16 protein-coding genes are annotated in these 21,334 nt (G+C 60.2%); 9 read left to right on the top strand and 7 right to left on the bottom strand.

Annotated features, from left to right (window positions below; translation table 11 throughout):
- Window positions 1–87: 87 nt before the first annotated feature.
- Both HMPREF2849_RS06600 and HMPREF2849_RS06595 read right to left on the bottom strand, forming a co-directional pair.
- A complete protein-coding gene (locus HMPREF2849_RS06600; protein ID WP_048734520.1) occupies window positions 88–591 on the bottom strand; it encodes a phosphoribosyltransferase in 504 nt (167 codons plus the stop codon).
- Window positions 592–655: 64 nt separating this feature from the next.
- Window positions 656–2,161, bottom strand: coding sequence for an FAD-dependent oxidoreductase (locus HMPREF2849_RS06595; protein WP_069358961.1), 1,506 nt, complete (start codon window positions 2,159–2,161; stop codon window positions 656–658).
- 253 nt (window positions 2,162–2,414) lie between these two features.
- Between HMPREF2849_RS06595 and HMPREF2849_RS06590 the strand changes: the two genes are divergently transcribed.
- From HMPREF2849_RS06590 to HMPREF2849_RS06565, 6 genes are all read left to right on the top strand, one after another.
- A complete protein-coding gene (locus tag HMPREF2849_RS06590; protein ID WP_069358960.1) occupies window positions 2,415–3,440 on the top strand; it encodes a sulfite exporter TauE/SafE family protein in 1,026 nt (341 codons plus the stop codon).
- A 143-nt stretch (window positions 3,441–3,583) separates the two neighbouring features.
- Window positions 3,584–5,290, top strand: coding sequence for a nitrite/sulfite reductase (locus HMPREF2849_RS06585; protein ID WP_049189475.1), 1,707 nt, complete (start codon window positions 3,584–3,586; stop codon window positions 5,288–5,290).
- Between the two features lie 250 nt (window positions 5,291–5,540).
- Entirely contained in the window at window positions 5,541–6,305 is a 765-nt protein-coding gene (locus tag HMPREF2849_RS06580) for a phosphoadenylyl-sulfate reductase (RefSeq protein WP_070862788.1), read from the top strand.
- 154 nt (window positions 6,306–6,459) lie between these two features.
- A complete protein-coding gene (gene cysD, locus HMPREF2849_RS06575; protein WP_038626730.1) occupies window positions 6,460–7,386 on the top strand; it encodes a sulfate adenylyltransferase subunit CysD in 927 nt (308 codons plus the stop codon).
- Window positions 7,386–8,687 carry a sulfate adenylyltransferase subunit 1 gene (locus tag HMPREF2849_RS06570; protein WP_049189478.1) on the top strand — a complete coding sequence of 434 codons (1,302 nt, stop codon included), beginning with the start codon at window positions 7,386–7,388 and terminating at the stop codon, window positions 8,685–8,687. Before cysD ends, HMPREF2849_RS06570 begins: the two co-directional genes overlap by 1 nt.
- A gap of 55 nt (window positions 8,688–8,742) precedes the next feature.
- Window positions 8,743–9,513, top strand: coding sequence for a sirohydrochlorin chelatase (locus HMPREF2849_RS06565; RefSeq protein ID WP_049169883.1), 771 nt, complete (start codon window positions 8,743–8,745; stop codon window positions 9,511–9,513).
- A 33-nt stretch (window positions 9,514–9,546) separates the two neighbouring features.
- Here HMPREF2849_RS06565 and HMPREF2849_RS06560 read toward each other — a convergent pair whose 3' ends face one another.
- On the bottom strand, window positions 9,547–10,935 hold the full coding sequence (locus tag HMPREF2849_RS06560; protein WP_049169886.1) for an FAD-dependent oxidoreductase: 1,389 nt from the start codon (window positions 10,933–10,935) through the stop codon (window positions 9,547–9,549).
- 741 nt (window positions 10,936–11,676) lie between these two features.
- On the opposite strand from HMPREF2849_RS06560, the gene pta reads away from it, so the two are divergent.
- Complete coding sequence (gene pta, locus HMPREF2849_RS06555; protein WP_246817678.1) at window positions 11,677–13,002, top strand: phosphate acetyltransferase; 1,326 nt, start codon at window positions 11,677–11,679, stop codon at window positions 13,000–13,002.
- Window positions 13,003–13,007: 5 nt separating this feature from the next.
- Window positions 13,008–14,204: an acetate kinase gene (locus HMPREF2849_RS06550; protein ID WP_070607438.1), complete on the top strand. Its 1,197-nt coding sequence runs from the start codon at window positions 13,008–13,010 to the stop codon at window positions 14,202–14,204.
- A gap of 243 nt (window positions 14,205–14,447) precedes the next feature.
- On the opposite strand, the gene HMPREF2849_RS06545 is transcribed toward HMPREF2849_RS06550, so the two are convergent.
- From HMPREF2849_RS06545 to HMPREF2849_RS06530, 4 genes are all read right to left on the bottom strand, one after another.
- Window positions 14,448–15,299 carry a L,D-transpeptidase gene (locus HMPREF2849_RS06545; protein ID WP_016421524.1) on the bottom strand — a complete coding sequence of 284 codons (852 nt, stop codon included), beginning with the start codon at window positions 15,297–15,299 and terminating at the stop codon, window positions 14,448–14,450.
- Between the two features lie 113 nt (window positions 15,300–15,412).
- Window positions 15,413–17,869 carry a serine/threonine protein kinase gene (locus HMPREF2849_RS06540; protein WP_016421523.1) on the bottom strand — a complete coding sequence of 819 codons (2,457 nt, stop codon included), beginning with the start codon at window positions 17,867–17,869 and terminating at the stop codon, window positions 15,413–15,415.
- Complete coding sequence (locus tag HMPREF2849_RS06535) at window positions 17,866–18,945, bottom strand: glutamate ABC transporter substrate-binding protein (RefSeq protein WP_070595450.1); 1,080 nt, start codon at window positions 18,943–18,945, stop codon at window positions 17,866–17,868. Before HMPREF2849_RS06535 ends, HMPREF2849_RS06540 begins: the two co-directional genes overlap by 4 nt.
- Window positions 18,942–20,600 carry a hypothetical protein gene (locus tag HMPREF2849_RS06530; RefSeq protein ID WP_070595449.1) on the bottom strand — a complete coding sequence of 553 codons (1,659 nt, stop codon included), beginning with the start codon at window positions 20,598–20,600 and terminating at the stop codon, window positions 18,942–18,944. The genes HMPREF2849_RS06535 and HMPREF2849_RS06530 overlap by 4 nt, the downstream gene beginning before the upstream one ends.
- 135 nt (window positions 20,601–20,735) lie before the next feature.
- Here HMPREF2849_RS06530 and HMPREF2849_RS06525 point away from each other — a divergent pair, with 135 nt between their 5' ends.
- Window positions 20,736–21,239 carry an NUDIX domain-containing protein gene (locus tag HMPREF2849_RS06525; RefSeq protein ID WP_070595447.1) on the top strand — a complete coding sequence of 168 codons (504 nt, stop codon included), beginning with the start codon at window positions 20,736–20,738 and terminating at the stop codon, window positions 21,237–21,239.
- The last annotated feature ends 95 nt before the right edge of the window (window positions 21,240–21,334 follow it).

Genomic DNA, 21,334 nt, shown 5'->3' with positions numbered 1-21,334 from the left:
TGAAAATCAGACACACTTTTTGTCACTTAACCCAGGAACGCTGCAGCGCACTTTTTTGTGCCCGCTGTGGTGCGTAAGCTACTTGATCTACTTGGACTTCTGTACCGGTGGCTCGGCCGACCAGGGGAAGACGATCCAGTCATCGGTGTGCTTCCAGACGTAGTCCGGTGCAATCTCCGAGCGGGACTTGCCGTAGAGCACAGCGGAACGGACTTCAGCGCCGTGCTTCTTGAGTAGGTCGAGCACCAGATGCAGCGTGCGACCGGAGTCAGCCACATCGTCGACGACCAGCAGGCGGCGGTTGGAAATCGATTCGATGTCCAGCAGCGGCTCCAGCAGAACCGGATCCGGCAGGGTCTCCGCCACGTCGGTGTAGAACTCGACGTTGATGGCGTCAGAGAGCTTGACGCCCATGGTGTAGCTGAGTGCGCCTGCTGGCAGCAGGCCACCGCGGGCCACGGCGATAATAATCTCCGGGTCGAAGTCCGAGTCGACAATCTGCTGTGCCAGTTCACGGGAGGCGACGCCGAAGCCTTCCCAGGTCAGAACTTCCTTGACGTCCAGGTTGGATGAGTCTGCATGATAAGCCATGTATTAACTCTAATCCGAAAATCGACTGACGTGCATAATCAACTGTCCGGTTAGACCCGATGCGCTAGCTCGCGACGGTCTCCACAACAGCTTCGTGCACAGCTTCGGCCACGTCATCGGCATCTGGCTGCTTTGCGACGACCGTGGAGGCCGTAACCATGTCAGCCCACTCGACCAGCTTCTTGCGCTCGCGGCCTTCGGCTTCGCCCGCGGCACGCTCGGCGGCGTCGAGTGCGTGCCAGCCCTCCCAGGTGGTGACCTGGAGGCCCTTGTCGGCCAGGAACTCGTCGACGTCGTTATGCGTGGGCTTTGCAGGTGCGGCCAGGCGACCTGCCTCCCAGTCGGCGATGAGGTTGCCGACAGCTTCGTTGGCATCGCCCTTGGTGTTACCGATTAGGCCGACCGGGCCACGGCGAATCCAGCCGGTGGTGTACAGGCCCTGGATGTGGTTGCCGTCGATGTCGTCAAGCACGCGGCCGCCGGCATCTGGGATGGTGTGCGTGCCGGTGTCGAACGGTACGCCGGTGACTGCGTCGGAGCGGTAGCCGACTGCGCGGTAGACCGCACCGACCGGCCATTCGGTGAACTTGCCGGTGCCGCGGACGCCACCCTCGCCGTCGAGTTCGGTGCGTTCGGTGCGGATAGCGCTGACGTGCTGTACCCCATCTTCACCGGTCTCGCCGATGATTTCGACCGGGGACTCGAAGAAGTGGATGAAGAGCTTGTGCGGGGCGCCCTTTGGCTCGCGGATGGCGTAGTTTTCCAGAATCGTACAGACCTGATCGGTGATCTTGGACTCGCGACGGGACGTTTCGGAGGCGGCATCGTACTGGATGTCCTCCGGATTCACGACAACCTCAATGGTGTCAGAGTGGTCCAGTTCCTTCAGCTCCAGTGGAGTGAACTTTGCCTGAGCCGGACCGCGACGGCCAAAGACATGGACTTCGCGGGCGGCATTCTTTGCCAGGCCGTCGTAGACGTTGTCGGCGATTTCGGTGACGTGCAGCTCATCGGCAGTCTTGGCGAGAATACGGGCGACGTCGAGGCCCACGTTACCGACGCCGATCACAGCGACCGACTCAGCAGAGAGGTCCCATTCGCGAGCAAACTCCGGGTGGGAGTCGTAGAAACCTACGAACTCACCGGCGCCGTAGTGCTCCGGCAGGTCCGAGCCCGGGATGTTCAGATCACGGTCGCCGGTCGCGCCAGTGGCGAAGATGATGGCGTCGTAGAACTGGCGCAGTTCATCAACGCTGACCTGCTTGCCGACGTCCACGTTGCCCAGTAGTCGAACCTGCGGCTTGTCCAGCACTCGGTGGAGGGACTTAATGATGCCCTTGATGCGCGGGTGGTCTGGCGCAACACCGTAGCGGATGAGGCCGAACGGCACTGGAAGGCGCTCGTAGAGGTCGATGGCGACATCGCGGCCGGACTTCATCAGCGCGTCGGAGGCGTAGATACCGGCCGGACCCGAGCCAACCACGGCTACACGCAGCGGCGTGGTGGAGTTGGCGAGATCGGGCAGTGAGGAAGCGGCCGTGTTCTGGGCTGCAGTCTGGTCGTTGGTCATTGGGTGGAATCCTTTTTCTACGTTTTCTTTGTCGCGATTGCTTATCGTAGACCAATCGGTCTATGCTTGCTGAAACAGAATATAGACAAACTGGTCTACAAAAAGCAAACACAAAACACCGCAAGAATCACTGCTTTGGCTTGAGAGGGTTTTGCTGCGCATCGCTTCTGCTGAATGAGCTCTGAAAGGGGCTCGGCGTGCGGGCATCGTGGCAACGGCAGGCTCTGGTTGGGTAAGCGGGGAAGGGCTTGTCATGGAAAAACTCATAGTCTTCGTGCTAATCGGCCTTGGCGCGCAATTAGTCGACGGCACTCTGGGGATGGCTTTCGGTGTCACCGCTACTTCGCTGTTTATTGTCGCTGGTAGTAGTGCTGCCACTGCGTCGGCGGTGGTTCACGTAGCAGAGGTGGGTACGACACTGGCCTCCGGTATTTCACACTGGCGATTCGGCAATGTCGACTGGCGACGCGCGCTGAGTCTTGGCGTGCCGGGTGCTATCGGTGCCTTTATTGGTGCGACCTTTTTGGCGAATCTCGACGGTGATGCTGCGACGCCTGTGACCTCGACAATCTTGCTTTTCCTCGGTCTGTGGGTGATTATCCGCTTCGCCTTTTTGGCCAGTGTTAAGCGCAAGAAGAAGGCCTGGGGGGCGAAGAAGCTCGCTCCGCTGGGGCTCTTTGGTGGCCTGCTTGATTCCACGGGAGGTGGTGGTTGGGGGCCTGTTACCACCTCAACTTTGCTCGGCGCTGAGGCTGACCAGCCGCGCAAGATTATCGGTACTGTCTCTGCGGCGGAATTTCTCGTTGCCTCGGCGGCTGTACTGGGCTTTTTGCCCAAGCTGCGGGAGGAATTTACCCAGCATGCCGCACCGGTAATTGGTTTGTTGTGCGGTGGTGTGATTGCGGCACCCTTGGCTGCGTACCTGGTGGGGCGCATTAATCCGCGGCTGCTTGGGATTGCGATCGGCGGCGTGTTGGTGGGGCTGAATATTCGCACTCTGTTTTTGTCGCTGGTTTCTGGTGGCGTGCTGGCAACGGTTCTGCTCGTGTGGGCTTTTGTTGTCGTCGCGCTGGTGCTGTGGGCGCGTTCGCACGACACTCTTCCGGGGCTACGTCAGCGGATCCAACTTGAGCCGACTTCTCAGTCTCCCTCGGCTGATGTGTCTAGTTCTGGATCTCCATCACCCGCTTCGGTTGATGTCGGGGCCGAGGATGCTTCTGAAGGTGTCAAAGTGGGTGCGAAAAACGGTGTCCGCGTGGGCGAAGCGGGGGTCCGCTAGGTATCCGAGCGTGTCCCGGCTTGCACTAGCCAGACTGGTCGGTCTAATGTTGCCTGCAATGCAACGTAGACCAAACGGTCTATAAAGATTAGAAACTAATTCGGTCAACGAGAACAAAACGAAAGTGATTCGGTAGATTCCCCATGAGCTCTCCTACGAAAACCGCCGAGCGTCCAGCTTCCGCAGCGGCTACCCGACGTAAGAAGCGCGCACCGAAGCCACAGGGGCAGTGGCTTATCGACGGCCGCGAGCCACTTAACGACGACGAGCGCATTAAGAAAGAAGATGCTGGCATCGCCGTTAAGCAGCGTGTTATCGACATCTACTCCAAGCAGGGGTTTGACTCCATCCCCGCGGAGGACCTAGCGCCTCGCTTTAAGTGGATTGGCCTCTACACCCAGCGCAAGCAGGGGCTTAGCGGTGAGCACACCGGCGTGAAGACCAACGCCGAGCTGCAGGACAAGTACTTTATGCTCCGCGTCCGCCTCGACGGTGGCCAGACCACCACCGAGGGCATTCGCACCATCGGCGAGATTTCCCGCGACTTCGCCCGCGACACTGCGGACTTCTCCGACCGCCAGAACGTCCAGCTGCACTGGATTCGCGTCGAAGATATGCCGGAGATCTGGGAGCGCCTTGAGCGAGTTGGTCTCGACACCAACTTTGGCTGCGGCGACGTTCCCCGCGTTATTCTAGGCAGCCCGGTTGCCGGTGTTGCGGCCGATGAAATTGTCGACGGCACCAACGCCATCCGCCGCATCAAGGAGGAGTACCTCTCCGGCGACGAGTTCTCCAACCTACCGCGTAAGTTTAAGTCGGCAGTTTCCGGTTCCCCGCGTCTCGATGTCACCCACGAGGTCCAGGACGTTGCCTTCGTCGGTGTCAATCATCCAGAGCACGGCCCCGGTTTCGACGTTTGGGTCGGTGGTGGTCTCTCCACCAACCCGATGCTCGCGCAGCGTCTCGGCGCCTGGATCCCAGAGGACGAGGTTCCCGAGGTATGGGCGGGCGTGTGCCGCATCTTCCGGGACTACGGCTACCGTCGCCTGCGCAATCGTGCGCGTCTGAAGTTCCTCGTTGCCGAATGGGGCGCGGAGAAGTTCCGCCAGGTACTCGAAGACGACTACCTCAACCGCAAGCTTATCGACGGCCCCGCACCCGAACCTTTCGAGGGCGACCGTGACCACATCGGCGTGCACAAGCAGGCCGACGGTCTCAACTACGTCGGTGTGAAGCCCGCTGTTGGCCGTGTTCCGGGCTCTGACCTGGTCAAGCTCGCCGACATCGCCGAGCGCCACGGTGTTTCCCGCGTCCGCACCACTGTCATGAAGGAGCTCATTCTCCTCGATGTCGCCGACGACCAGGTCGACTCCCTGCTCGCTGAGCTCGACGAAATTGGCCTGTCTGCCAAGCCTTCCGCATTCCGGCGGGGCATCCTGGCCTGCACCGGCCTGGAGTTCTGCAAACTCGCACTTGTCACCACGCGCCAGCGCGCAATCGATCTGGTGGGCGACTTGGAGGAACGTCTCGGCGACCTCGATGTCCCAATCACCATTGCGCTCAACGGCTGCCCGAATGCCTGTGCCCGCACACAGATTGCCGATATTGGACTCAAGGGTCAGATTGTCACCGACGATGAGGGCAACCGTGTCGAGGGTTTCCAGGTTCACCTCGGTGGTTCGCTGGGGCTCGATGCCAACTTCGGCCGCAAGGTTCGCGGACACAAGGTCACCTCGGCAGAACTGGGTGACTACATCGAGCGCGTCGTCAATCATTTCAAGGAGCAGCGCCACGAGGGTGAACAGTTCCGCGAGTGGATTGTCCGCGCTGATGAGGAGGACCTGAAGTGAGTGAATCTCCCAACGAGGTTCGGTCGCAGGGGCCGTCGGCAAGCGAAAAAGACGAGGTGCCAGCACGACTGGGGATCGGTGGCCGAAGCGCACACCCCAATCCGAACCGGGGTGCGGTGATGCATTGCCCTTACTGCGGCGGTGATGATCTGTGGCCCGATGTGGAAACCGATTACGCCTGGCAATGCCGCGAATGTTGCCGGGTATTCACAGTGAAACTGCATGGTCATATTGATAGGAAGGTGGCGTCATGAGCACGGGACTGAAAACCGCTGAAGTCATTAAGACTCAGGAGGCGCTCGCGCGTGAGGATGTGCTGGACAACCCGGAAACTGCTCGCCGTCTGATTGAGCTTGCACTGGAGTGGGGCTCCAAGCTGGAGACTGCCACTGCCGGGGAAGTACTGGAATGGGGTGCGGAGCACCTGCACACGCCACTGGCTGTGACCCTGTCGATGCAGGACACGGTATTGGCGGAGCTGGCTGCTCGGCACGCGCCGGAAGCCGACCTGGTTTTCCTGGATACGGGTTACCACTTCCCGGAGACCCTCGACGTGGCAGAACAGGTCGCACAGCGCTACGACAACCGACTGCTGTCGATTGAGCCGAAGCGCACCCGCGCCGAGCAGGATGCCGAAGAGGGCGTAGATCTGTACAAGACCGACCCGACGCGATGCTGCGCACTGCGGAAGGTCGAGCCGCTGTCAGCTGTGAAGCGCCCCTACGAGGGCTGGGTCACAGGTCTGAAGCGCGTCGACGCGCCGACCCGCGCACACACGCCGGTACTGGAAATCGATAAGACCGGTCGCATCAAGCTCAACCCGCTGGCCACCTGGACGGATGAGGACGTTGCCCAGTACATCGAGGACAACGACCTCATTGTGCATCCGCTGACACAACAGGGGTTCCCGTCGATTGGCTGCGCGACATGCACCGTGCGAGTGGCAGAGGGTGCGGATCCGCGCTCGGGCCGCTGGGCGGGCAGCGAGAAGACAGAGTGCGGATTGCACCTCTAGTTTGAGTGGCTGGCGGCTAGACGATACTGACAGCCACTAGCTACTAGCCAATTGCCGCTCATGGCTCGCTGCGAACTGCAGCTTATACAGACAGTTTTGTTAAAACAGCCGACAAGCTAACACAGCCAACACAGCCCCAACAGAAAGAACCCCCATGACAAGCTCAACCACCGTTTCCGTACAAAACCGCCTCGATCCGCGGCTTGCCGAACTGGAAGCCGAGGCCATCGACATTATTCGCCAGACCGCCGGTCAGTTCGACCGTCCGGCACTACTTTTCTCCGGCGGAAAGGACTCCGTCGTCGTGCTCGAGCTGGCCAAGCGCGCCTTCGCACCGGCGGGTATCCCGCTAGAGCTGCTCCACGTCGACACCGGCCACAACTTCCCCGAAGTTATTGAATTCCGCGACAAGATTGCCGCTCAGCCGGGCATTAAGCTGCACGTAGCCAAGGTCCAAGACTGGATTGACAGCGGTGTGCTCACCGAGCGTGCCGACGGCACCCGCAACCCCTTGCAGACCGTGCCACTGGTGGAGACCATTGCCAACCGTGGTTACGACGCCGTTCTCGGTGGCGCCCGCCGCGATGAGGAGAAGGCCCGCGCCAAGGAGCGCGTGTTCTCCGTCCGCGACTCCTTCGGCGGTTGGGATCCACGCCGTCAGCGCCCCGAGCTGTGGGGGCTCTACAACGGTCGCCACGCCGCTGGAGAGAACGTTCGCGTTTTCCCAATCTCGAACTGGACCGAGGCCGACGTCTGGGCCTACATCGAAGCCCGTGACATCGAGCTGCCACCCATCTACTTTGCCCATGAGCGTGAGGTGTTCAACCGCGGCGGCATGTGGTTGGCACCGGGCGAGTGGGGTGGACCCCGCGACGGTGAGACCCTAGAGGTTCGCACTGTCCGCTATCGCACTGTCGGTGACATGAGCTGTACCGGCGCTGTCGAATCGACTGCCACCACTATTGCGGAGGTCATGGAGGAACTTCGCACATCCAAGCTCACCGAGCGCGGCGCTACCCGCGCAGATGACAAGTTGTCCGAATCCTCCATGGAAGACCGTAAGAAGGAAGGTTACTTCTGATGAGCCAGCCAAATTCCCCAGCTACCCTGATTTCCGCTGACCGCGCCACTCGCGCTCGTCGCACTCTTCGCCTGTGCACCGCTGGCTCCGTCGACGACGGTAAGTCCACCTTCGTCGGTCGCCTGCTGCACGACACGAAGAATATCCTCGCTGACCAGTACGAGGCCGTCGTCGCCTCCTCACAGGCGCGCGGTCAGGAAAACCCGGACCTGTCGCTGCTGGTCGACGGTCTGCGGGCCGAGCGTGAGCAGGGCATCACCATCGATGTCGCCTACCGCTACTTCGCCACCGACGTCCGCTCCTTCATCCTCGCCGACTGCCCAGGTCACGAGCAGTACACCCGAAACACCGTCACCGGTATGTCCACCGCCGAGGCCGTCGTTTTGCTTATCGACGCGCGCAACGGCGTCGTGACGCAGACCAAGCGTCACGCAACGGTGGCCGGTCTGCTGGGCGTTCGCCACGTGATTTTCGCAGTCAACAAGATTGACCTACTGGACTACAGCGAAGAGGCCTTCCGCGCCATTGAGTCGGATGTGGCAGCACTAGCAGAGCGCCTGGGTCTGCAGAACACCTTCGTTGTTCCAGTGTCGGCTCTGGTCGGCGACAACATTGTCGATTCTTCTGAGCACACTCCGTGGTACGAGGGGCCGACCGTGCTGGAGCTGCTGGAAAACCTCAACATCGGTGCCGACCTGGAAACCGATGCCGAGGCTGACCTGCGCCTGCCCATCGACTATGTCATTCGCGATCACGCCACTGAATACCGTGGTTACGCCGGCCGTATCGCCGCAGGTAGCGTGCGTGTGGGCGATGTTGTCTCCGTAGACGCCAACCGTCAGGCTACGGTCACGAAGATCACCGTGGCAGCTGAGGATGTCACTGAGGCCGTGGCCGGCCAGTCGGTGGCCATCAGCCTGGATGCCGAGTTCGACCTCGCCCGTGGCGACCTCATCAGTGGCACGCGCCCGGAAGACGTGCGCCGTTTCTCCGCCGTGGCCGTCCACCTTGCAGACAAGCCGTTGGCAGTCGGTCGCGTCGTAGAGGTGCGCTATGGTGCCGCACTGGTGCGTGGTCGTATCGCTTCCGTCGATGCGCTCATCGATATCGAAACCGGTGAGCCCACCGGTGTGGCTGATCAGCTTGCAGTCAACGACGTCGCGGAGATCACCGTCGAGGTCGCACAGCCGCTGCCGGTCGATGCCTACCGCGTCGGTGGCCGTGTCGGTGCATTCCTGCTCATCGAGCCGGGCACCGGTGACACCCTCACCGCAGGCCTCGTGCGTGGCGCTGCCCAGTAGAGCTGCCAGGTAGAGAAACCAGAAAGCACAGCTAGCGAGCCTGAGGAGACCATCGATGACCGCACTGATTCTGCTTGCGCACGGTTCTCGGCACTCAGAGACCAAACCGGTGCTCGAAGACGTGGTCGCGCTCGTGCGCGAGAAGATGCCGCTCACCCGTCTGGATGCGCCCTCTCAGATTCGCCTCGCCTGGCTGGACCTCGACGAGCCCTCACTGGATACCGTCTGTGCCGAGCTCGCCGCTGCCGGCGAGACTCAGGCACTGGCCGTACCGCTGCTGTTCACCGATGCGTTCCACTCGCGAGTCGACGTTCCCGAGCAGGTTCGACTCTGCGATCGGCATGGTGTTGACATCACAGTGGCTGAAGGACTCGGGCTTGGCGACGGCACGAAGCGCGCCGTCGTAAAGCGAATCATCGAAGCGGCGGAGAATGCATCTTTTTCCTGGCCGGTCGATGCGCTGGTGATGGGGGTCGGCTCCTCTGATGAGGATGCCAATGCGGCGGTGCACCAGTTTGCGGCAAACCTTGGCGGGATGCTGCCGGGACATGTGAGCGCGGCATTCGTGGTCGGTCCTGAGAAAATCAAGGGAGCCGATGCTGTGGCCGCGGCGCAGGAGCGCGCGGCCAAGCGCGGACGCGGACTCGTAGTGGTGCCGCTGTTTACCGCGCCGGGCCTATTGTGGGATCGAGTCATCGATGCAGGCGCTGCCGACGGTGCTGGTCAGGTGGCTTTTGGTGAGCCATTGGCCGAGCTGTTGGCGCCGATTGTGTGCTGCCGCTGGGACTCGCGCGCCGCGTACACGGACGTGAAGGTAGTGGCGTAGCCGACGCTTTTTATCCGTCCTAGTTACTCGCCGTTACTCGCCCTTGGAGTGGGTGACCATCTCATCCCACTCGACGTACTTCTTGCGTTCGCGACCCTCGGCCTCGCCGGCGGTGCGTTCGGCAGCATCGAGCTTGTGCCAACCTTCCCAGTCCAGGTAGTCGATACCCTTGGACTCCAGCAGCTCGTTGACAGCGGACAACTCCGGCTTCGACGGGTTGAATTTCTTGCCCTCGGCGGCATCGGCCAGCAGATTGGCTACGGCCTCGTTGGCATCGCCCTTGGTATTACCAATCAGGCCGACCGGTCCGCGGCGAACCCAACCGGTGGTGTAGAGGCCAGTGATGGCCTCGGCTGCTTCATCCTCGGTGTTATCGGATTCGATGACTCGACCACCGACGTTGGAAATGACATTCTTCACGTTGTCGAACGGGATACCCGGCAGCGCATCAGAGCGGTAGCCCACGGCGGAGTAGACAGCGCCGACCTTCCAGTCGGTGGTCTCGCCGGTCGGCCGCAGCCCGCCAGCACCGTCGTATTCCATGCGCTGAGTGCGCAAGCCTGTCACATGCTGCTGGCCGTCGGTACCCTCCTCGCTGAGGATTTCCACTGGCGACTCGAAGAAGTGAATGTAGAGCTTGTGCGGTGCGTTCTTTGGCTCACGGATGGCGTAGTTCTCCAGGATGGTGCAGACCTGGTCAGTGATCTTGGAGTTGCGACGCATAATCTCGGATGCGGAGTCGTAATCAATATCGCGCGGATCGACAACGACCTCGACGTTCGGTGAGTAGTCGAGCTCCTTGAGCTCCAGCGGAGTGAACTTTGCCTGTGCCGGGCCGCGGCGGCCGAAGACGTGGACTTCCTTGGCCTTATTTGTCTTCAGAACCTCGTAGACATTGTCCGGAATCTCTGTGACGTGCAGTTCCTCACCGGTCTTCGCCAGGATTCGAGAGACATCCAGCGCGACGTTGCCGACACCGACGACGGCCACGGACTCCGCCGAAAGGTCCCAGGTGCGCTCAAAGAGTGGATTGCCGTCGTAGAAGCCCACGAATTCGCCTGCGCCGAAGTGCTCCGGCAGGTCCGCTCCCGGCGTTGGCAGTGCGCGGTCGCCGACGGCACCGGTGGCGAAGATGACGGCGTCGTAATGCTCCTTTAATTCGTCGAGTGTGATGTCCTTGCCGAACTCAACGTTGGAAAATAGGCGCAGCTCCGGCTTTTCCATCACGCGGTGCAAGGCCATGATGATGCCCTTGATGCGTGGGTGGTCGGGGGCGACGCCGTAGCGGATTAGACCGAATGGAGCCGGCATCTTTTCAAACAGATCGACTTCCACGTCAGTACTGGATTTCATCAGTGCATCGGAAGCATAAACACCGGCCGGGCCAGAGCCAATTACGGCAACGCGGAGCGGGCGATTCATGAAGTGTGTCCTTCTTTCTCTAATGCTTTACGACGGCCACGAGGCCGCGGCATAAGTAGCTGCCAGCGGTGACCTCGTGGGGAAAGGAGTTATTGGTGAGCTATCGGTTTATTCGACATTCCCAATGGTAGCGCCCCCAATCGTAGCGATAACTTACGAAAAATCGAGAGGTGAGCATCACATCATCGGTGAGATGCTTTTGAAGGCATACAAAACTAAATGTGACCTTAGTCACGTCTAATGTGGGAATTTGGGCTAGTTCACTAGAAAAACCGCATAAAAGCCGCGATTATGCGGGAAAATTGTTGGAATCTGTGGGGAAAAGTGTGGCTACCAGGGGTAACCAAAGAGGTTTGAGTCCGCCGTGAGATGTAAGGTGACTCACAATAAGATGAAAATAATGATTTGGGACTCAGCGGGATTAGATTCAGCAGGATTAGAAGCTCAGCATGGTCTTGAGCCTCCGGCAGTCCAACGGCTCGAGCCAAGTCAACGTTTAAATAAGTCAACGATTAAGCGCAGTGCGAGAAAGGAACGTCGGTGAGCGATAAGAACGCCCAAGCGTCCACCAACAACTCCGCAGTCCTGATTACTTCAGTGGACCGCGCAGACAATCTGCAAGATGTCATTACGGCATTGTCTGAGGCACTGGGTGGGGCACGTTGCCTCCACACTGTCGGTGGGGCGCACGGCGCCACCGTGGATCAGGTTGTTGTGGATCCGGAATCCGCGCTTGACACCATCGTCAGTGCTGTTGAGGCTGATCGCGCTGCTAACGAGGGGGTGGCTGTTCTGACCGGCTCCGGCAACCTCGATTTTGACTTCCGCATTGCCACCGTCGCCGGCGCCGGTGTCATCGTTGTCGCTGGTGGCGAGGGCTGCCACACAGAGGCCGCAAAGGCTCGCGTTCGTTTGGCTCTCAGCAGTGCAGCTCAGCGTCACAGCGAGGTACTCGCAGTTGTCCTTACAGGGGAGGAGGCAGCTGAGGCTGCTAAGACTCTCGAGCTCGACGTTCCCGTTGTTGCCGTTGACGATGCTGAGGGGCTGCGCAAGGTCGTAAGCCGCGAGGTCACCGCAGTGATGACTCCACAGCGTTTCCAGTGGTGGCTGTTGCAGCGCGCCAAGGCTGATAAGCGTCACATTGTGCTGCCAGAGGGGGACGATGACCGCATTCTTGAGGCCGCTGATTACCTCCTGCGCGAGGACATCTGTGAGCTCACTATCCTCGGCGACCCGGATGCGATGAAGGCACGCGCCGCCGAACTGGGTTTTGACATCGACGCCGCCCATCTCTGGAACCCGCAGACCTCCGAATATGTTGAGCAGTTCGCGGAACAGTTCGCAGAGATGCGCAAGGCCAAGGGGGTCACGCTGGAGCAGGCCCGTGAGACGATGCAGGACATCTCCTACTTCGCGACGATGATGATTCACAACGGGCTTGTCGACGGCATGGTGTCCGGTGCAGCCCACACAACTGCGCACACCATTCGTCCGTCCTTGCAAATCATTAAGACCAAGCCGTCGGCTTCCACGGTGTCATCACTGTTCCTCATGGTTATGGACAACTCGCTGTGGGGTTTTGCGGACTGTGCGGTGCTGCCGAAGCCGGCTCCGGAACAGCTGGGTGAAATCGCGGTGGTATCCGCCGAGACTGCAGCTTCCTTCGGCATCGATGCCCGCGTCGCCATGCTGAGCTACTCCACTGGAGTATCCGGCACAGGTGAGGATGTGGACCGTGTGAAGGCGGGCCTGGCCAAGGCCAAGGAGCTGGCTCCGGAGCTCGCTGTCGATGGTCCGCTGCAGTTCGATGCTGCTATTGACCCGTCTGTGGCTGCGAAGAAGATGCCGGATTCCTCCGTTGCGGGTAAGGCAACTGTTTTCGTGTTCCCGGATCTGGACGCCGGTAACATCGGTTACAAGATTGCCCAGCGCTGTGGTGGTGCATTGGCAATCGGCCCGATTCTGCAGGGCTTGAACAAGCCGGTCAACGACCTTTCCCGTGGCGCCACGGTGCCGGACATCATCAACACGGTTGCAATTACCGCTATTCAGGCTGGAGGAAACTAATTATTATGTCCCGTCACGTACTTGTTTTGAACTCCGGTTCCTCCTCTATCAAGTTTCAGCTGGTAGACCCGGAGAAGGACTCCACGCAGCCGCCGTATGTCTCCGGTCTGGTGGAGCGCATTGGTGAAGAAGACGGCATTATTAATCTGAAGTTCTCCGGACAGAAGATTGAAATCACCGAGCCTATCGCTGACCACGCCAGTGGTCTTGACCGCGCGTTCGAGCTGATGGATGAGCACGGTGTTGGTCCGGAGTCGGTGGATATTGCAGCCGTCGGTCACCGCGTCGTTCACGGTGGTCGCCTGTTCTCTGGACCGGAGCTGATTACCGACGAAATCGTCGGCATGATCCGCGACCTTATTCCGCTGGCGCCGCTGCACAACCCGGCCAATATCGTAGGCATCGAGGAGTCTCGCAAGCTGCTTTCGGACGTGCCTCACGTCGCCGTCTTCGACACTGGTTTCTTCCACACCATGCCGCCAGCTGCTGCTCTGTACCCGCTCAACGCAGAGGTCGCATCGAAGTTTGATATCCGTCGTTACGGCTTCCACGGCACCTCGCATGAGTTTGTTTCCAAGCAGGTGCCGGACCTTCTGAATAAGCCGGCAGAAGAAATCAACCAGATTACGCTGCACCTGGGTAATGGTGCGTCGTGTGCGGCTATCCGAGGTGGCCAGGCGGTGGATACCTCGATGGGGCTGACCCCGCTGGCTGGTCTGATGATGGGTACCCGTACCGGTGACATTGACCCGGGCGTCATCTTCCACCTCTACCGCAACGGCATGAGCATCGACGAGATCGACAATCTGTGCAACCGCCAGTCCGGTCTGAAGGGTGTCTCTGGTGTCAATGACTTCCGAGTCCTGCAGGAGCGCATGGATGACCACGACCCGGATGCTTGGGCTGCGTACCAGATGTATGTCCACCAGCTGCGCCGCTACATCGGCTCTTACATGCTGATTCTCGGCCGCCTCGATGCCATCACCTTCACCGCAGGTGTCGGTGAGAACCATGTCGGTATTCGCCGTGATTCGATGGCTGAGCTTGAGAACTTCGGTATCAAGATTGATGACGAGCTCAACTCCCAGCCGAATGACGGCCCACGTCTGATTTCGGCGGATGACTCGAAGGTCAAGGTCTTCGTGGTGCCGACCAACGAGGAACTGGCCATTGCTCGCTACGCAATGAGCTTCGTGGAGTAGTTTTTGGGCAGGGGCCCTGGCGAGTAGGCAGGACCCCCTGTAACCCTCCGTAATCGACGGCTGCTAGATGCCCCATCTGTTGAATCCGCAGCTGTGACCCAACAAAAATGAGCTCGCTCCCACTGTCTTCCAAACTGGAAGAACCTAGTGGGGCGAGCTCATTTTTCACCGCCGGGGCGACTGCGCCTATGCCTCAACAGGCTCAGTCACCCGGTCATCGTTTCAACGCATCAGCGCAGCTAACTACCAGATGTAGACGCCGTCGCCGACCTGCAGGGTATCGAAGTACTTCACAGCATCATCGTGGTTCAGGTGGATGCAGCCGTGGGACATCTGATTAACAGAGCCCTCGTGGAAAGCTTCGCCGTCGTTGGTGAAGTACACCGAGAACGGCATCGGACCGTTGTAAGGACGGGACCACTCATCGCGGACCTTGCGGGTAACGCTCAGGTGGCCACGGGTGGTTTCGTAACCTGGCATACCGGAGGACATTGGCACCGGACCGTAGGTGATGTTGCCATTTTCCTGCAGCCAGGTCTTCTGGTTAGCCAGGTCAACGCATGCGCGGGCGCTCGGCGGGCACGGGTTGTTTGGCTCTGGGCGTGGTTCAGGGCGTGGCTTCTGCTCAGGCTGTGGAGCAGGGGCAGGCGCCGGCTCAGGCTGCGACGGCTCGTCCTGGCCCCCCAGCAAACCGAAAATCTCGTTGACAACGCGGGTGGCTTCGGCCTTCTGTGCGGCTGGCAACGGCAGGCTGTCGATGGCGTTCAGCAGCTGAGTTTTGACCTTGTCCGCCACCTGCTTGTTGTTTTCAGCGAACTTGAAGTTTTCATTAATCAGAGCGACGACCGAATCCGGCAGCTTCACCGAAGAGGAATCCAGTACCTCAGAGAGCTCAGGGGCAAGGTCGCCCGAATTCAGAGTCGAGATCTCCGGCAGCTTGAGGTCCCGAACACTCTGGCTAAGCGACTGCAGGTCTGGAGAAACCGGCAGGGCAACGGCAGTGCCGGCCCCAATACCAAAGGCAGTGGTGAGGGCTGCAGCGCTGATAATTACGCGCTTAGCGCTGCGGAGAGAGGATTTCGAAGAGGCAAACATAGAGGATATCTTAAACCACGAAAGGCAATTCTCTCTTTATTCACCAATTCTGGGGTGGCGCTCAGGCCCACAACAGCATGTTTGACCAGGTTCGGTAAGGAGCTGTTAGAGAGCTAACGCCAAGTCCGTGGCCGAATGAGATTTGCGATATCCACCAAGTTGTAGCGGTGTCGCGGAAACTGCGAAGAGCGTGCCAGCATCCGTAAGTCTTTTTCCAATCCTTCACGCAGGCCGGCCACGGTAAAGGGCGCATCGAAAAGACCATTGGAGCTAGCTGCATGGTCGAGGTTCGAGCTGCGCAACCAGTTCAGCGCGGACGCCATCACGGCGATGCGTAGCTGTGGCATGCGCGGTTCATTCGTCGGCAGCTCCACCAGACGACGCGCAGCACGGCGAATTCTCGATTCAGTTAACTCGGAGGGCATCCCTGAGGTGAGCATCAGAATCGTCGTCAAACGTGCCATGCGATGGTGACGGGAGTTACCGGGTACGCGGTCAAGCTGGGAGATAGCCATTTCGTGTTGGCGCTCAGAGGCCAGCTGACGAGCTAGCCCGAAGGCGGAGGATACCGTCGTCGGGTTGGCCGCCCACACGACGGCGTAGAGACGCAGGGTGTTGAAACGAATGGTCTGAGGCGACAGGGACTCGCTGGCCCAGGCGGGGGAGAAGATCTCGGGCGTATCGGCAGCGACATTATCCAGCGCGCTGCTCAAGTTCGCGGCGGCGCGGGCGACAGCGGGCTCGAGGAGAGATGCGTTGGCGATGCCCAAGCGCTGTTGAATCAACTCGAGAGTCGCTGCCAGCGCCAACTTCGGGGCGGGCTCGCCGGGCAGCATCGTCAGCACGTGGTGGAACGAGGCGAGGGCATCGTTGAATTGGTCGAGAAGCAAATAAGTCACGCCCTCGTACCAGTGGTAACGCCAATCGCGCTGCAAACGTTCAGAGACATCGCGGAGGCTGTCGCGGGCCTCATCAATTAATCCGAGGTCCAGTTTCGCACGCACGATGCCCAGTGGAATTTCCACGGAAGAGCCATACTCGGGTTCGGACAGCGCATTGGTCAGTGTTTCGATAAGTTCGTTGGGCTCTGTAAACGACGAGGCACTCAAGATGCGCGCACCCGGATCTGTCGGGTTAATCAGTGGTACAGGCAGCGCGAAGGTCACTTCTTGCGGAGTGATTTCCACGCCGCGGGTGATGCCGTCGACAAGCTGATCGGTGCGGAACACCAGGTGCTTGGTGCCGTACGTGGAACGCTGCGGCGAGAAATTCGACACCGCCTGCGGGAATTGCACGCCGTCGCGCACCGCCAGAATCTCGCGCAATACGCCGATGAGCTGCACACTCATCTCTTCGGCAGAACCGAAGCGAGCCTCCGGGTTCTCGTGGCAAGCGCGTAGTAGGAAGCGGTAGAGCGAGTAAAAACGGCGGAATAGAGGCTCTTCGACAGGTGAGGGTAGCCCCGGGTCGTAGACGCCGTTGGTCGCCGGCAACTTCAGAATCAGCGAGGCCAGCGTGCGGCCGACTGTGTAGATATCGCTGGCAATCGTTGGTCCCGTCGTGGCAATCTCCGGCGCCTGGAAACCGGGCGTGCCGTAGATATGGCCGTAGGCGCCGATGCCGGTGACCGCGCCAACGTCGATAAGCGTGACGTGGTCTTCGCTGAGCAGCACGTTGTCCGGCTTCAAATCGTTGTAGACAACGCCGCGCGAGTGCAGGTAATCCAGCGCGGGGAGCAGCTCCAGGATGTAGCCAATCGCCAGGTCACAGGGCATGACGCCGTCGGGGTAGCTCCGTCGCTGCTTGCGTAACGACGGGCCGCCGACGTACTCCATCACAATGAAGCCGGTGGCGCTGTTGGCGTCCGTCTCATCGATGAAGTTGATGATCTTCACAATTCCCGGATGCGAGATTTCCGCGAGGAACTCGCGTTCCGCCTGGACTACGGCGAAATCCTTCTCGTTTTTCGCTGCCATCATGCCCTTGAGCACGACCCAACGATCCGAGACATTGTGGTCAATCGCCAGGTAAATCCAGCCGAGCCCGCCGTGGGCAATCGGGCCCACGATCTCGTACTGATCCGCCACGATATCGCCGGCTTTCAGGCTCGGCGCCGGCTTATTCGTCGCTCGAATCTTCTCATCACTCATTACTGCATCGCGCGGATCCTGCGTTGTGATGTACGGCAAGTGCACCATGCCGTCGGCGACAGTGCGTCCGCGGTGTGCATTCGATCGCCTCCGGCGGAAGTCCTCCAACGCTTTCCGGTGCGAGGCCATCGACGGATCTGGCGTCTGGGTGCCGGGTTGGGTCGTCGCGCTTGACGACGAGCCCCCGCGCCCCAACAATTCGGCGATATCGAACTCTTCGTCATCGTCATCATCGTCCGCAAAAGGGTCGAAGGCGACAGCGGCAGTGCCGGGCTCTTGTTCGTCGTCTTCATCGGCGAATGGGTCGAAGGCGACGGCCTGAGTGGCAGCTGCCTCTGCCTCTGCGTGAGCATCCTCCTGGGGCTCCGGCGTGTACTGGGGATGCTGGGCTTGCTCGGAGTACTGGTTTTCGTCGCTCATCGGTTTTCCACCTCGCCTTCTGGAGCAGCTTCCGGTGTGGGGGAGATTCCAAGTATGTCTTCGTCGTCGCCGTACTGTGGCGATGGCTGTGTACCGCTTGGCAGGAAGGGGCCGAACCAAGTGTCGTAGAGGGACTGCCAGGTGCCGTCGCTCGCCATACGCTCCAGGGTCGCGTTGATTTGGCGAACTAGGCCTGGGTTCCCCTTGGATACACCGGCCGCGTAGCTTTCCTCGTTCAAGCCCCGCTGGACAATGGCGGTGGCCGGATCTTGGTCGTTGATACCAGCGAGAATGGTGTCATCGGCAACGACAATCTCTGCCTGGCTGTTTTGAAGTGAAATGAGGCAATCCGACCAGTTACCGACCAACAGCAGCGTATTGTTCGGCGAGAGCCGTCGAATCAAATCCTCGGTAGTGGATCCCCGGGAAACGCAGATGCGACCGTCCTCGACGTCCTCGGGGGAAGCATCGCCACCCGGCGAAGAGACTAGAACTCCAGCTCGTGCTGTCAAATACGGTGCGGAGAACAGCACCCTTTCGCGCCGGGCATCGGTGACCGTCATAGTGCGCAAAACGACATCGACAGTGCCGTCTTCGAGTGCGGCAGTGCGTTCGTTGCTGTCGACGAACCGAAACTCGACAGCATCGGGATTGTCAAAGATGTCCCGGGCAATCTCTTGTGCCAGGGATACTTCAAACCCCGAGAGCTCTCCAGTGCTGAAGTCGCGGAAGCTGAGCAGGTTCAATGATTGGTCAACACCAACGATGATGCGGCCGCGCTGGTAAATCTCCGGGATTCGCTCTTCCGGTGTTTGGTCATCGGGGGCGAGTGTGGACAGATCTGGGGCGTTGGCTTCTGCCGCAGGCTTCCTCGAGGAGGCTTTGTCGTAGAACGCGCCCGGTGGCAGGGGGAAGTCACCGGTGGCCTCCAGGATTGTGCGCGAGTAGGGATCGTCGGCAAGCGAATCGGTCGCGCAGGCACTGACGGTGAGCCCGGCGATGGCGAGTGCACCAAGGACGGCCCTGCGCCGCCAACCGGCGAGACTGTGGAGCGACGGGGAGAACGAAACGATCATAGGTACTCCAGAAGCCGGTGTCGGAAGCCGAAAACAACCAGAACTGCCGCGATGACGGTCAGCGTAACCGTGGCGAGGGACAGTGCCGCGATAGCGCGACGGGATTGGTCGAGGTTCTCACGGGCGGTCAGGCGGGACTCGGCGATGGAATTCTGTAGCGACTCATCGACCTGGTTGAACGCAGTCGCCGACGAGCTGGCATTATCCACATCGGTCGCGATGCGAACCGCACCGGCGTAGTCTCCTGAACTCAAGTGCCCCATCATCAGGTTGTGGCCGGACTCCCAGCTGTAGATACCGTGGATGGCGGCTCTGACATCGTCGTCCGGCGCGTTGGCGTCCACTCTTTCCAGCTCGCCGACCAGGGTGCGCACCGACTGCGAGAAGGACTCCGCATCCGCGGGCTGACGGCGCACTAAGCCGAGGGTTTCGCTGGCGCGTAGCTGCTGGGCATCAATGCGTACTTGGGTTAGGGCATGAACGTCCGGGCGCTGCTCTCCGAAGAGGGAGTTAGACTGCCACGGCTGAGTGGTGGCGATTCCCACACCGACAAGTGCGATGGCCATCAGCATGGTTGCACCAAACAGGCCGACGTTGAATAATCGACCGGTGCGGCGAGTCAGCCACCACTGTGTGATTAGCAGCATCAAAATTGCCGCTGCCAGGCCTGACATCGGGAAAAGAGGTGGTTTCGATAGTTCGCGCTGCTCCTCATTAGTGGTGGTACTGGTGCGTTCGTAGAGCGATTTTGCAGCTGGCAGAATCTGGACCTGCATCAAGTTTGAGGCAGAGGCGAGGTACGCGACACTGACGGGGTTGCCCTGGCGCGCATTCGCGCGAGCTGTCTCGACCATGCCGGTGTAGACCGGCAACAGTCGCTGTACAGTCGCGACATCCTTCATCTCTGGATCATCGACGTTTTCAATGCCCGTAGCTGCGCGGGTAGCGGACATGGATGCTTGTGCGATGACATCGTCGAAGTTGCTGACCAAGTCCTGGCTGCTGTTGAGCGTGCCGCGGGAAAAAGCGGTGTTGGCCGACGCATCGGCAATCGTCAGCGAGGCATAGAGATTCTGCGAGGCATTGGCCATCGGCTCGCTCAGTTGTGAAATTCGGGTGAGCTGCTGCTGGCGTTGCGAGGTTGTTTGCCACATGGATAGGCCGGCTGCCAGGATAGCGACGATGAGGATGAGGGCGACTATGGTCAATCGGCCCGGTGACGTTATCAAAAATGACGCTGACCGGCGCACATACGTGGCCGACGGGCCGAGTTTGTCGTAGAGGCGCTCACCGAGAAAACGTGTCAATCTCCGGTTGCGCGGGCCAATCTCCAGGGCATCCACGCGCAAGTCTGTATCGCGCGGAGAGTCTGCCAGGGCTGTTGGGGTTGCGGCCGTTGCTGGGGCATTAGCCGAGGACTCTGTAGTGTCCAGAGCAGTTGATGGTGCCGCGCTCTCGGGAGCCGGGGTGGAGGCGGGAGTATCTTTCGATTCCTTTGCCGCCTGAGCCGCAGTGTGTGTGTCTAAGCTTTCGCCACCGGGAGTGGTGCGACCGCTGAAACGAGTTCGGCGTGGAGCGCGATTCTTGCGGTGGAATGGGTTTCGGCTTTTGTCGTGGGCGCGGGAATGAGGCGCACTTGAAGTGGTTTCACCCATGTGCACGTGTCCTTCCGACGTGACCGAAGTCGCCTGCGACAATCTCTCCGCTCAGAGCAACGTTAGTTCCTTGCAAATCTTAGTCGCTCGGGCTTGTGACGGAAAACACAAGGGTATCTGGCGTAGGGTGGAGACATGCTTCAGGATGGAAATGGTTGGGCGGCCGGCCCCAACGGTACGCGCTGCTGGGGACGCTTCGGAGCTGCAGGGCTGCTGATTGTGAGCCCTCAGCGCACGGTGCTTATGCAGTATCGAGCTGACTGGACATCGTTCCCCCTAACGTGGGGTGTTCCTGGTGGGGCTTGTGATTCTCATGAGACTCCTGAGGCGACCGCGCTGCGTGAAACGGCTGAGGAAACTGGGCTGCTGGAGCATCAGCTTCGCATCCTCGACACGCAGGTCACCACCGGCCCCTTCCCGGCCGATCCGGACCGCCCCGAGCTCGCCGGCGGCTGGAAGTACCACACGGTTTACGCACTAGCTGCCGAAGAGCTGGAGACGCATCCGAACGAAGAGTCTCTAGAGCTGCGCTGGATTCCGCTTGACGACGTCGACAGCCTCGATCTGCTGCCGCCTTTCGTGGAATCGTGGCCCCGGGTGCGCGCGCACCTCGAGAAATTGCTGGAGGCCCTTGACTAGATGGCTAAGGCCTGAGGTTTACACCGCCCATTGAGGCTGCACGCTGAGATTGGCACACCAAAGCCGGGTTAAGTAAAGAAAAGTGTGTCCGCATG

The sequence above is a fragment of the Corynebacterium sp. HMSC073B01 genome (genome assembly GCF_001838255.1).
GTDB classification, from domain to species: Bacteria; Actinomycetota; Actinomycetes; order Mycobacteriales; family Mycobacteriaceae; genus Corynebacterium; species Corynebacterium jeikeium_D.
This window is presented reverse-complemented; position numbering and strand designations above follow the sequence as displayed.